A 13243-nucleotide genomic window follows, 5' to 3' on the forward strand; every position below is an offset into this window, starting at 1 on the left:
GACATCGTTCAGAACAGCCAGCATAAGCGGCCAGGATAAGGACGCTTCGGTAATCATATCTGTGTATTTAAAAGGAGTTTAAATGCAACCTGTTGAAAGATTAGCACCTTCTATTCCCTCACCCGTTCCAGCATCAATGAATATAGAATCAGCCCTGGTTGAAAATATATCTTTTATTCACCAGGCGAATATATCTGATACCCCATCGATTAATCAAACCATTAATATAAAAAAGGAACCGTTAGAAGAGGAAGATATTAGTCTTTATCATCAACGTCGGCCCGGAAAGTTACCGGTTTTGTTGCACAAAGATGATGAGCTGGAAGCCTTAGGGATAAAAAAGGGACCCCTGCGTGAGGAGTTAATGCATGTTGATGCCGAAAAATTAGAAATTAGCATTGCTGATAAAAAGCGCCTGTCAAAAAAAATCGCAGATTCCGCTACGCGACAGATACGGAATTTGGTGAAGAATATTCAGGAGGGAAAGACCGGAGATGCAGGCGCGGATTGCTATCATATCTTTAGTGATGAAGAACACCCTGAATTAGGTTTCGGATTAAAGGCTGCCAGAGCAATCAGCGTAGGTGAGGTGTTACCGGATTTGTATGGCGGATTTATTCTGAGGAATCGCGCACAATGTGAAGAAATGTATGTAAGCAGTGACAGTCACTGTCCGACCTATTTTTTTGAAACCAAAGGACACCGTCCCAGATCTAAAAAAGGCTTTCGAAGGAAGCCAGTGAATGTATATAGTGGGATCGCAGGTCATTTAAAAAATACCCATCTGGCCCTTGTTAATACCGCCCTGGTGCAGGGCGATAAAGTTGCGCCTTCTGATAAAAATAATTTGATCGCTATTCGGGCAGGCGAAATTATTGTTTATATGGCTATTCGTGATATCAAAAAAGATGAGTCATTACTGATAAATTATGGCTCCAGATACAGAATACTGAAACATCAACCCCCGATAGTTAAGACAGAACCCGACTATATTTCTGTCGGAGATGGACAGCCAGAAGGACTTCCTCCCGGCCTATCATGGCTGGCAGACAACATTGGCAATGCTGACAGCTGGGTTGATGCCAGTTTTGAAGTGTTGCCGCAGTTGATCGCATTATCAGAAAGCTTTCGTAAACAAAATGCCTTGCTTGTGATTACCAAAAAAGAGCATGAGGGCGATGAAAAGCAATGGGATGATATGGTTGTTTCTGTTATTGATGCTTCAAATGGTGAGTTTGTTGATCATAAAGAAATCATTAATTCAGAACGTCATTTGGCTGTTATTCAATATATCCCAAATGAAAATCATTATAATGCGGTATGGTCTCCAGCGGGCAATGTGAATTTTACTCTGGAAGAAAATATTTACAGGCTGAGCACGGAAAAAAGCAGAGTGCAACCCATTGGAAAAACAGGGTTTTGTATGACAGATGCCGCAGCCTTTGCGTTATTCAAAGGGCGAAAAGATAAAACCCTTGCGGGTAAACCTCTCACTGATACGATGTTAACAGGAATTTATGGTCATGATTTGCGGGAAGATATAAAAAATCTTATTAAGATCCTGCCACAAAAAAATAAGCAGTTAACTGAAGATTTAGAAAGAAAGATTCAAAGCATAAAATCATTTGAAAAAAATCAAGTTCCCGAGGCTGATCAAGTTAGCCAGGAAACAGAAATTGATTACAGTGATGATTCATCAGTCAAGGAAAGAATCCCTTCGCAGAAAAAGGGAAGGATAACTGCGGATCTTTTGCGGCAATTTAAAAAACTACCCCGAAAGGAAAGAAATCGCAGGAGATTTATTAAAAAAAATCGACTTGTTCCTGTCACTGCAATGAAATATATCTACGAAGATGGTAAGTTGACATTGCGAGGGAAACAAAAAATTCAGCTTGATGAAGGACATAAATTCTCAAACCCTAAAGAAGCGATTAATGAATGGCTGAATAAAACGGAAGAAGAACGCGCGATACCTGGGGCAAGAGAAAAATTGGCGATAAAATATAATGTGCTTTTTGAAACGCTTGATTCAGTACTGCGCAGGTCAGGGGTCAATACGCGTGGTCTGAAAAGTCTGCAAAGAATAGAAAATTATGCCCGCAATCAGACAGAAGAGAAAAATTATGTCCAACCAGGACATATGAGAGAACTTCATGGCATGTTAATGCAAAATAATTCTGAATTATCTCAGGAAGTCCTGCATGCATTCTGTATAAAAAATAATCTTGATGAGAGCAAGTTACCTTATTTTTTCAAAGACAATAAATTTACGGCACGTGGCAGAGCGGTGCTTAATCGCCAGCCAGGTCAGGATGACAGGATAACCGCAGATCTTATCCGGGAATGGATGGCGCTGGGGGAAGTCCGAAAAAACTATGGCACGAAGACCGCGTTTTGTGAAAGGAATAATATAAGCCGTCATACATTGCAGGTTTATGCTACCGCTGATGGCCTTAAAGAGGCGGGTGAAAAAATTATGCAAGTTGAGCAGCAAAATGAAGAAATGATGGTTGCAATGGTAAAATGGGCGGCTCTCACTCAGGAGCAACGTAATGGAAACAGATCTATTGAAAAATTTAGTCGGGAATACAAAGTAAACTATGAACCTTTCCGACAAAAGGTGATGGTCAAAAATGTTTTTAAAGATAAAGGACGAAAGTTCTTAATAGAACGGGGAATGACCCGTGAGGAAATTAATGCCCTGATCGCTCAGAGTGGCGGGAATCTTAACCCTTCTTCTTATAAAAAGATTACCACAGAAATTATTGATGGTTATCGAATATCAACCAATGAGCATAATCAAAAGGCGTTTACAGAATATTGCAGAAAGGTGGGTTTTGAGACTCGTCGCCTTGTGCGATATATAGGTTTTAACGGACAGCTGACACTCAGAGGTAAAGCGAAATATAACAAGAAGAAGCCGCTTGCCGGATCGGGCAAATAATGAAAGGTGAGCACTTTAGTGCTCACCCACGTTCTAACCCAGTACCGCCACCGTCAGACGAGTACTACAGCACAGCTGATCGCGGCCATTGCGAATCTCAATCTGCCAGCTTTGATTACGTGCGCCGAGATGCAGTGGACGGCAGATACCGCGCACCTCGCCGCTGCTGACGGCGCGATGGTGGCTGGCACTCACCTCAATCCCCACCACGCTTTTTCCCTCTTCCACGCTAAGGTAGCCAGCAATTGATCCCATCGATTCCGCCAGCACCACCGATGCGCCGCCGTGCAGCAGGCCAAACGGCTGTTGCGTGCGGGCATCGACTGGCATGGTGGCTTCGAGGTAATCGTCGCCAATCACCGTAAACACAATGCCAAGGTGCCCCACCAGTGAGTTTTCACCGATTTTATTGAGTGCTGCCAGATCGAACGGTCGTTTCCAGATAGCCATGCATCAGGCTCCCAATGTTGCGCCACCATCGACCACAATATCCTGCAGCACCACATGGCTGGCAAGATCAGATGCGAGAAACAAAATATTGGCCGCGATCTCTTGTGGTTGTGCGATCTTGCGCAATGGGATCCCCAGTTTGTATTGATCCTGGAAGCCGTTGATCATTTCCTGTTCCGCTTCCGGCGTATGCCACAGGCTGCGCTGCATATCGGTATCGGTAGAACCGGGTGAAACGATATTGCAGCGTACGCCGAGCGGTGCCATCTCCAGTCCGACCGTCAGGCACAGGCTACGTAGTGCGGCTTTTGATGCGCCATAGGCGGACATGCCGAGGCGCGGCGCATGGGCGGCATTGGAGGCGATAGTGACGATGGCGCCAGCACGTTGCTGACGGAATACCGGCAGCGTTTGCTGGAACATATTGAATGCCCCGCCTGCATTGACGGCCAGGCACGCCTGCCAGTCCTCAAACGCCAGTTCTTCGGTGCTGCCGATGCGCAGGATCCCGGCACCGTTTACCAGCACATCAAGACGCGGCTGCTCGGCCAGTAGCCGCTGGCACACGGTTTTTACCTCGGCGGCATCAGCCACGTTCATGACCTGGCAGGAGAAGGGATAATCCGCCTGATCAAAACGCAGATCGAAACCGACGACCTGCGCCCCCGCCTGATGGAAGGCGAGGGCGGTATGGTAGCCGATACCTTTACCGGCACCGGTGACCCAGACAATTTTCCCGCGAAAATCGAAAGGCAGACTCATTACGCGCGCTCCCGTGACAGCAGCGCCCACCAGCCATCAATGCTGGGGTTTTTCGCCAGGCTGACGAAATCAATATCGCTATGCACCTGGCGCCAGCGAGCGGCCAGTGCCATCACGCGTACCGAATCAAGACCATAATCAATCAGATTTTCATCATCTTCCGGCACATCATCATCTTCCAGCAGCGGCAGAATCAGCGCGCGCAGTTCATCTTTGGAGAGCGGCAGTGGCATCAGATCAGCCGTCATCACCACTTTGCCACTGCGGCCTGCGGTATAGGTCAGCGCCATCATATGTTCTTCACGGGTGAAGTCAGCCAGCGCATCGGCCACCATAAATGGCTGGATATTGCGCATAAAGGCATCGGTAGCGGTGGTCAGGCAGCCGATGTGGGCGTACACGCCAGTGATGATCAACTGATCGCGGCCCATCTCCTGCAGGATCGACTCCAGCGGCGACCGATGGAATGCGCTATAGCGCCATTTGGTCAGTACCTGATCATCCTGATCCGGGGCCAGCGCATCGACGATCTTCTGTTGATCGGGATGTTTGTTCAGGCCCGGTCCCCACATATCGTTGAGCAGAGCGCGGTCCGCATCGCTCTGCTCATTCGGCTGCGCGGTGTAGAACACCGGAATGCCTTGCGCTTTGCAGTACGCACGCAGACGCGCAATGTTTTCGACGATCTGATTCACCAGTGGGCTGTTTTCGCCCCAAAAGTTAAGGAAATAGGCCTGCATATCGTGAATCAGCAGCGCCGCGCGTTGCGGCTCCAGGCTCCACTTCACCTTGTTGGCAGGCAACTCGGTGGCGGTCGGCAGCGGATAAGAGGTCAATTTTGGAATAGCCATACAATCTCCGGAACAGGTCAGGCTTGCGCTTGTTGGTCGGCAAGCTGTTGGCGCAAACGTTTTTTATCCACCTTGCCAACCGGGGTCAGCGGCAGGGCGTCTACGCAGGTAATACGGTCGGGTAATTTGAACTCGGCAACGCCCAGTTCGCGCAGATGGCGACGCAGCACCACTGGTTTAATCGGCTGGCTGGCGACAATAAAGGCGCAGCTTTTTTCACCCATTAGCTCATCGTTCATCGACACCAGCGCGGCGTGGATGACATCCGGGTGACGTTGCAGCAGGTTTTCGATCTCTTCTGCCGCGATCTTCTCGCCGCCACGATTGATCTGATCTTTCTCGCGGCCCTGCACGGTGATGTAACCCTGTGGGTTGATCTCAATCAGATCGCCGGAACAGTAAAATCCATCGGCATCAAAGCTGGCAGCGTTGTGCTCCGGACTGCGGTAGTAGCCACGGAAGGTATAAGGTCCGCGTGTCATCAGACGGCCCACTTCACCGCTCGGCAGGGCGTTGCCCTCGGCGTCGGCTACCCAGACTTCATCGTCGTCAGAAATCGGGCGTCCCTGGGTGGTGAGGATGGTTTTTTCGTCATCGTCGAAGCGGGTGTAATTCACCAGGCCTTCAGCCATGCCGAACACCTGTTGCAGCCTGCAACCGATTTCCTGTTGAATCCGCGCGGCGAGGGTTTCACCCAGCTTGGCTCCGCCCACCTGCATACGTTCGAGCGAGGCCAGCTGTTTATTGCTGCCCCATTCCTGAATCGCCTGCAACCACAGGCTGACCGCTGGCGGCACCAGGCCGGTGTCGGTGATTTGGTGTTTTTCGATCAGCGGAAAGCACAGCGTGGCGCTGGGATCGGCAGCCAGTACCACCTGGCCTCCGGCATAAAAGACGCCAAGCGCACCTGGTGAGCTCATCGGGAAGTTATGTGCAGCGGGCAGCGCCACCAGATAACGGGTGTGCTCAGTCACGGCGCAAATCTCAACGCTGCCGCGAATGCTGTAATAGTAATCATTGTGGGTGCGTGGGATCAGTTTTGGCGTGCCGGTACTGCCGCCCGAAAGCTGGAAGAACGCCACTTCATCCCCGGCGCTCGGTGTCGGTGTGAAGTCACCGGCGGTTTCCGTCAGCAGCGCCTCAAGGGTGTTTTCAGGCTGATGATCGTTGCGCAGAATCACCTGTTGCAGTGACGGATGCGAGCGGCACAGCGTATCGATAAAGCTGTCATCGGCAAACAACGGATGGCTGCGGTCGGCAATCAGCAGCACCGGTTCAATCTGCGCGGCATAAGCGGTCAGTTCGGTACGTTGATGGCTGAACAGCGCATTGACCGGTGCCACGCCGATTTTGAACAGGGCAAAAAGCGTCAGGTAAAAATCAGCCACGTTGCCAAGTTGCACCAGCGCAGTATCGCCAGTTTTCAGGCCACGGCGTTGCAGCGCCGCTGCCAGGTTGTCAGTCAGCCGATGCATTTCGCGATAGCTGATGTGACGATCACCATCGATAACCGCGATCGCCTCATTGTGCTGCTGACGCGCCAGGATGTCGGTCATCGGCACATCGAGCCAGTAGCCTTTCTCGCGGTAACGCGCGGCCAGGTCATCCGGCCAGCGGTTGTAGGGAATACTCATGGTCTTTCCTTTATTGCAGTCCAAAGGCGCGCAGCATGGTATCCAGCTTCACGCCGGTTTCACGCCATTCTGATTCGGGTTGTGAGTCGGCAACGATGCCTGCACCGGCGAACAGACGCACATGCGTATCGTGCACCGTGCCGCAGCGAATAGTGACCACCCATTCGCCATTGCCTGCCTCATCGCACCAGCCCACAATGCCGCCGAACAACTGGCGATCAAAAGGCTCCAGCGCCTGAATCAGTTGCTGAGCACGCTGATGCGGGAAACCACTCAGCGCCGGGGTTGGATGCAGCAGGCAGGCCAGCGACAGGGCATTTTCGCGCTCGTCCTGCACCTCGCCATCTATCTGCGTGGCGAGATGCCATAAGGTTGCTGTGGTAATCAGCGATGGCACTGTTGGCACCGAGAGCAGGCGACTACGTGGTTGCAGCGTATTACGCATCGCATCGGTCACCAGCTGATGTTCGTGCCGATCTTTACTGGAGTTCATCAGGGTGTCGCCTGCGGCACGATCACGCTGGCTATCATTATCCCGGCGCGCAGAACCGGCGAGCGGGCAGGAACTGAAGTCACGGCCGTGCTTACGCAGCATCAGTTCCGGGCTGGCACCGAGCAGTACGCCGCCTTGCGGCAAAGGTAAATGGAAATGGTAGCTGTTGGGGTTTAACGCAATCACCCGCTGCATCAGCGCAGCGCTATCCACCGGTTGTTCCGTGACAATATCCATCAGGCGCGACAGCACCACTTTGTCGAGATCGCCCCGTTGGGTAGCGGCAACAGCCTCGGCCACCATGTTGAGAAAAACATCGTGATCCGGTACGGCAGCACGACGACGCACCTCAGGCAGCGCACCGGGTTGGGTGGGCAGCGTGGTCAGCAGTTCGGCACGGTTAAAGTTTTGATAAGACTCAGGAATAAACAAGGCTGCAGGCTGGCTGGCATCAAACGGGATGGCACCCACCAGAATCGGTTTCTCAATACCTTGCTTTTTGGCCGCAGCAAAGTGCTGACGCAGCTGCTGCTGAAAATGGCCCTGTAAATCGGCAGCATCCTGCACTGACTCAGTCAGGGTGGTGTAACAGCCCTGCGTCACCAGACTCTGCCAGGGAGAGGTAAACAGGAATCCGCGGCAAAGTGCGGAAAAATCCTGCAGCCAGGCATTTTCAAACGTGGACGATTCCACCATAATTTCCACCTTTAAATGATAAGATTATTAAGAATGATTATCATTTTTATTATGGCCCAGTAACCTACGTCGAACGGGCGAAAGAGTCAATCGATTCGCGGGAGTTCCCTTATCTTTAGGCGTTTTCCGGCGCTGATGCCGGACGCCGAATTAAGCTAAACGGTGGATGAAAACTTATGAATAAATGCGGATTATGGGGCACGTTTGTCCTGTTGTTCATTTTGCAGGCTTTCAGCAGCATGGCGCGCGCTGACCAGGGCTGGCCGCGCAAGATTCAAACCGAGCAGGGCATCGTCACGCTCAGCAAAGCGCCGCAGCGTATTGTCTCGACCAGCCTCACGCTGACCGGTTCGCTGCTGGCGATTGATGCCCCGGTCATCGCCTCGGGGGCTACCGCACCGAACAGCCGCCTCTCCGACGATCAAGGTTTTTTCCGTCAGTGGGGCGAGGTGGCGAAACAGCGTGGCGTGAAGCGTCTGTATATCGGTGAACCCAGTGCAGAAGCCGTTGCGGCGGAAGCGCCGGATCTGATTATCGTCAGCGCCACCGGTAATGACTCCGCCATCAAACTGGTGAGCCAGCTGTCTGCCATTGCTCCGACCCTGGTGATCAATTACGACGATAAAAGCTGGCAGGATTTAGTGACGTTGCTTGGCGATGCCACTGGCCACGAAGTGCAGGCGACACAGCGCATTAAGGCTTTTGACGATCGTGAAGCGGCACTGAAAAAAGCCATCACGCTGCCACCGCAGCCAGTTTCTGCCATGGTATGGAACGGCGACGGGCGTGCTGTGAATCTGTGGACGGCAGAATCAGCCCAGGGCAAATTGTTGCAGCAACTCGGTTTCACGCTGGCGATGCCCCCGGCCAATATTCAGCAGAGTCACAGCATGGGGCAGCGCAAAGATATTATTCAGCTATCGGGTGAAACCGTCGCCAGCGGCCTGACTGGCCACAGCTTTCTGCTATTTGCTGCCGATGATAAAACCGCGCAATCGGTACTGAGCAATCCATTCCTGGCACAAAACGAGGCGGTCACGCATAAGCAGGTGTATGCGTTGGGGGCGGATACCTTCCGCCTTGATTACTACAGCGCCAGCAATTTGCTGGCGCGTCTGGAAAAATTGTTCGTTAAATCATGATGCGTCTTCCGCCAGCGTGACCGCTGGCGGTTGATAATGGCGTAAGCGCCCCATCAAAAACCACATCAGCACACCCAGCACCGCCGCCGCGAAGCCAAACATCGTTGCGGCCTGCGGTGGCAGCAGCCATGACCCCATCGCGCCAATCATTGCCGCGCCCAGCGCATCGCCGGTGACATTCTGTGCCGTCCACAGACTGTTGATACGACCAAGGAGTACATCCGGCGTTAACGCCTGGATCATGGTGTACTGCACCAGGCTGGTAATCGAACTGAAGTAGCCAAAAGCCACCAGACACAGCAGGGCGAGGGGGAATGATGGCATCAGGCCAAACAGCCCCAGCGCAACGAAAGCGGCAATCGCGCTGCTGAGAATCAGCAGCCCCGGACGGCTGGCATGCGCCAGGCGGCCACTGGTTAATGCCCCTACTGCCGCGCCGAGTGGCACCGCGGCAAACATCAATCCCAGCCGATCAGCGCTGACCTCCCAATGCGGTGCCAGGGCCGGGTACAGCACGCGGATGGCACTGGCCAGCGTCACCAGCGCGCCGATCAGCGCCGCCATTCCCACCAGCGGCGTGCTAAACAGGAACTGCACACCAACGGCGAGTGATTTCAATGGGTTCTCACGCGGCTGCGGCGGTAGCGGCAATGGCGGGAGTTTGAGCAGAGTCAGCACGGTCAGCAGTGTGCCCGCCGCTGCCAGCGCGAAGTTCCACACCACACCGCCGCTGGCAATCACCATACCGGCAATCGCCGGGGAGAGAATCGAGCCGAAGCGTACGGTCAGCATGGTCAGGGCACCGGCCTGCATCAGGTTTTCGCGCCCGACCAGCGCTGGCGTCGCGGCCAGCAGCGCGGTCACGCCAATCGCACCAAAGAAGCCATCCCACAATCCCAGCAGATACACCGCCATCAGTGAGGGTTGTGGTAATGCAGCGTTAATCGCCAGCCCGACAAAGCCAAGGCCACAGGTAGAACGGGCGAATAAAATCAGCTTCTTACGCTCATAACGGTCGGCCAGCACGCCCCCGGTCAGCAAACCGATAAACATGCCGCAGGCCGCCACGGTCACCCCCAGACCGACCAGCCAGGATGACGCCGTCATTTGCTGAATTTGTACCGGTACCGCCACCGCCAGCATGCCGAGGGCGACAATCGAGATAAAACGGGCGATAAACACCGCGCGAAACGCCGGGTGGGATTTAAGCAGGGAGAGATCAATAAAGTGGGAGGGTTTGTTCATTTCTTTGCCTTTTTGCACCAATTTTCCTCATCTTCCGTGAGGCGAGTCATGATAACATAGACAAATACGAGTAATAACGATAACAAATATCATTATCATATTTACGCTACGCACGCGACGACGTTGATATACCTAAATCATTCGAGCTGTAGGAAGGCGGCAAACGAGTGAATCCTCGGGAGCTTACTGAAGTAAGTGACCGGGGTGAGCGAGCGCAGCCAACGCACCTACAGTTTGAAGGATGAAGGGTATAAGTTGAAGGTTCATAACGCTATGTACCAGACTCGTGCACTCGCAGGATCAGGGATGCTGCTGGTGCTTCTTATTGCTCTCAGTTTGATGCTGGGAGCAAAATCTATTTCTTTTTCCGATGTTTATCATTCGCTTATCTCAACCTGTTCTGATGCGGATTGCGTGATTGTGCGCGATGCACGTCTGCCACGTACGCTGGCCGGATTGCTGGCAGGCGTTGCGCTGGGGCTGGCGGGTGCGTTGATGCAAAGCCTGACGCGCAACCCGCTGGCCGATCCGGGGATTCTGGGGGTGAACGCCGGGGCTGGTTTTGCTGTGGTGCTGGGCATTGCGCTGTTTGGTGCTGATTCACCGGTCGCATGGCTCGGTTTTGCCTTTGGCGGCGCGCTGCTGGCTTCGCTGCTGGTGGCGATGACCGGCGCGATAGGTGGCGGACGCGTGAACCCGGTGCGTCTGACTCTGGCGGGGGTGGCACTGGGGGCGGTGCTGGAAGGGTTAACCTCGGGGATTTCGCTGCTCAATCCTGACATCTACGATCATCTGCGTTTCTGGCACAGCGGTTCGCTGGATATCCGCAATTTCACCATTTTGCGTACCCTGTTTCCGGCGGTGCTGGTGGGCAGCGTGGTGGCTTTTTGCCTGTCGCAGGCGCTTAACAGCCTGAGCATGGGGGGCGATATGGCGACGGCGTTGGGAACCCGCGTGGCGCGTACCCAACTGCTTGGGCTGCTGGCGATAGCGCTGCTGTGCGGCGCGGCAACGGCAGCGGTCGGGCCGATCGCTTTTCTCGGTTTAATGACGCCGCATCTGGCACGCTGGCTGGTGGGCAATGATCATCGTTGGTTGCTACCCGCCACTGCGCTGCTGACGCCGATCCTGTTATTAGCCGCAGATATTATCGGTCGCCTGCTGGTGCCTGGTGAGCTGCGGGTGTCCATCGTCACCGCGATGCTCGGCGCGCCAATGTTGATCGTGCTGGTACGACGCAAATTAGGGCGAGGTGCGGTATGACGCGGCGCGCACTGATGAATTCGCTCTGGCTGATGCTGGGATGCGGACTGCTGGCTTTTCTGGCGCTGACTCGTGGCACACTGCCGATCAGCGGTGAACAGGTCTGGCAGGTGTTGCGGGGCGAAGGCGCCAGCAATGTGAAACTGATTCTGCTGGAATGGCGCTTGCCGCGCGTGCTGATGGCGTTGCTGATTGGCGCGGCGCTCGGTATCAGTGGCGCGATTTTTCAGTCGCTGCTGCGTAACCCGCTCGGCAGCCCGGACATTCTGGGTTTTAACACCGGTGCCTATAGCGGTGTGCTGGTCGCGCTGGTGCTGTTTAATCAAAATGCGTCGGCGATAACCCTTGCCGCGCTGCTGGGCGGCATTATCACCGCAGCGCTGGTGTATCTGTTTGCCTGGCGCAATGGCGTAGAAACCTTTCGTTTGATTATTGTCGGCATCAGCGTGCGTGCCTTACTGATGGCGCTCAACAGCTGGCTGATTATCAGCGCGTCGCTCGAGTCTGCGGTCAGCGCCGGTTTATGGAGTGCCGGGTCGCTCAACGGCATCACCTGGGCGAAGACACCGCCGGTGATTGCCGTGTTATTGCTGAGTCTGCTGCTGGTGGCACTGCTGGCACGCCGGATGCGTTTGCTGGAGATGGGTGATGACACCGCCTGTGCGCTTGGCGTACCGGTGGAGCGCAGCCGCCTGTGGTTAATGTTGCTTGGTGTGGTGCTGACCGCAGCCTCGACCGCGCTGGTCGGACCGATTTCGTTTATCGCCTTGCTGGCACCGCAGATAGCCCGTCGTCTCGGCGGCGGCATGCCGCTGACCGCGCTGTGTGGTGCGTTGCTATTGATCGCTGCAGATTTTGCCGCACAGCATCTGTTCCTGCCTTATCAATTGCCGGTTGGCGTGATTACCGTCAGCCTCGGTGGACTTTATCTGATTGCTTTACTGGTGCGGGAGGCGCGACGCCAATGACCGAAATTCCTTCACGTCTCTATGGCGAAGGGCTGACACTGGGCTACGACAAAAAAGTGGTGGCGGAAAATTTGTCGGTGGCGATCCCGGAAGGGGAGCTGACGGTGATTATTGGCCCCAATGCCTGTGGCAAATCAACCCTGCTGCGCACCCTGAGCCGCCTCAATTCTCCCCTGAAAGGCCAGGTTTTTCTCGATGGTGAAGCCATCAATCGTTATCCGACGAAAGAAGTGGCGCGCCGTCTCGGCCTGCTGCCGCAAAGTTCCAACGCACCGGCGGGGATCAGCGTGACTGAGCTGGTGGCGCGCGGGCGTTATCCGCATCAGCAGCTGTTTGGCCGCTGGCGTGCCGAAGATGAAGCGGCGGTGCAGCAGGCGATGCTGGCGACCGGCGTGGCTGATCTGGCCGAGCTGCAGGTGGATACGCTCTCCGGCGGGCAGCGTCAGCGGGTGTGGATTGCGATGGTGCTGGCACAGCAGACGCCGTTATTGCTGCTGGATGAACCCACCACCTGGCTGGACATCACCCATCAAATTGAGCTGCTGGAGTTGATGCAGGATCTTAATCAGCAGCATGGACGTTCGCTGGTGGTGGTGCTGCATGACCTGAATCATGCCTGTCGTTATGCCACGCACCTGATTGCGATGCGTCATGGGCGGATTATTGCCGAAGGGAAACCGGCAGAGATTGTCACCCCGGCGCTGATTGAGCAGGTGTATGGCTTGCGCTGCGTGATTGTGGAAGATCCGGTGGCGCATACGCCGATGATCGTGCCGCTGGGACGACGATAGTGGC

Annotated in this window: 11 protein-coding genes; 5 read left to right on the forward strand and 6 right to left on the reverse strand. The window is 54.2% G+C overall.

Annotated elements, in window-relative coordinates:
* Positions 1 to 82 precede the first annotated feature (82 nt).
* Positions 83 to 2944 (forward strand): SET domain-containing protein-lysine N-methyltransferase, encoded by a 2862-nt coding sequence (locus AC6I8X_RS02695; protein ID WP_497840524.1) that lies wholly within the window; start codon positions 83 to 85, stop codon positions 2942 to 2944.
* Positions 2945 to 2977: 33 nt separating this feature from the next.
* Here the strand turns inward: AC6I8X_RS02695 and AC6I8X_RS02700 are convergent, their stop codons facing one another.
* Genes AC6I8X_RS02700 through AC6I8X_RS02720 form a run of 5 tightly spaced genes read right to left on the reverse strand, consistent with a single transcriptional unit; the run spans position 2978 to position 7830 of the window.
* Positions 2978 to 3394, reverse strand: coding sequence for a hotdog fold thioesterase (locus AC6I8X_RS02700; RefSeq protein ID WP_299457840.1), 417 nt, complete (start codon positions 3392 to 3394; stop codon positions 2978 to 2980).
* A 3-nt stretch (positions 3395 to 3397) separates the two neighbouring features.
* Entirely contained in the window at positions 3398 to 4156 is a 759-nt protein-coding gene (dhbA, locus tag AC6I8X_RS02705) for a 2,3-dihydro-2,3-dihydroxybenzoate dehydrogenase (RefSeq protein ID WP_313683833.1), read from the reverse strand.
* A complete protein-coding gene (locus tag AC6I8X_RS02710) occupies positions 4156 to 5007 on the reverse strand; it encodes an isochorismatase family protein (protein ID WP_299457834.1) in 852 nt (283 codons plus the stop codon). Before AC6I8X_RS02710 ends, dhbA begins: the two co-directional genes overlap by 1 nt.
* A 17-nt stretch (positions 5008 to 5024) precedes the next feature.
* The gene (locus AC6I8X_RS02715; RefSeq protein ID WP_497840525.1) at positions 5025 to 6641 is read right to left on the reverse strand and encodes a (2,3-dihydroxybenzoyl)adenylate synthase; all 1617 of its coding nucleotides are present in this window, start codon (positions 6639 to 6641) and stop codon (positions 5025 to 5027) included.
* A 10-nt stretch (positions 6642 to 6651) separates the two neighbouring features.
* Positions 6652 to 7830 (reverse strand): isochorismate synthase, encoded by a 1179-nt coding sequence (locus AC6I8X_RS02720; RefSeq protein ID WP_313683830.1) that lies wholly within the window; start codon positions 7828 to 7830, stop codon positions 6652 to 6654.
* Positions 7831 to 8006: 176 nt separating this feature from the next.
* On the opposite strand from AC6I8X_RS02720, the gene fepB reads away from it, so the two are divergent.
* The gene (gene fepB, locus AC6I8X_RS02725) at positions 8007 to 8972 is read left to right on the forward strand and encodes a Fe2+-enterobactin ABC transporter substrate-binding protein (protein WP_313683829.1); all 966 of its coding nucleotides are present in this window, start codon (positions 8007 to 8009) and stop codon (positions 8970 to 8972) included.
* Here fepB and entS read toward each other — a convergent pair.
* A complete protein-coding gene (gene entS / locus AC6I8X_RS02730) occupies positions 8967 to 10217 on the reverse strand; it encodes an enterobactin transporter EntS (RefSeq protein WP_497840526.1) in 1251 nt (416 codons plus the stop codon). The genes fepB and entS overlap by 6 nt on opposite strands.
* Positions 10218 to 10523: 306 nt before the next feature.
* Here entS and fepD point away from each other — a divergent pair, with 306 nt between their 5' ends.
* The 3 genes from fepD to AC6I8X_RS02745 are packed head-to-tail and all read left to right on the forward strand — an operon-like array spanning position 10524 to position 13239.
* A complete protein-coding gene (fepD, locus tag AC6I8X_RS02735) occupies positions 10524 to 11480 on the forward strand; it encodes a Fe(3+)-siderophore ABC transporter permease (protein WP_313683828.1) in 957 nt (318 codons plus the stop codon).
* A 32-nt stretch (positions 11481 to 11512) separates the two neighbouring features.
* A complete protein-coding gene (gene fepG / locus AC6I8X_RS02740) occupies positions 11513 to 12448 on the forward strand; it encodes an iron-enterobactin ABC transporter permease (protein ID WP_497841012.1) in 936 nt (311 codons plus the stop codon).
* The gene (locus tag AC6I8X_RS02745) at positions 12445 to 13239 is read left to right on the forward strand and encodes an ATP-binding cassette domain-containing protein (protein ID WP_497840527.1); all 795 of its coding nucleotides are present in this window, start codon (positions 12445 to 12447) and stop codon (positions 13237 to 13239) included. Before fepG ends, AC6I8X_RS02745 begins: the two co-directional genes overlap by 4 nt.
* The last annotated feature ends 4 nt before the right edge of the window (positions 13240 to 13243 follow it).

The sequence above is a fragment of the Pantoea sp. X-Soil-TKNS-1280 genome (genome assembly GCF_059730475.1).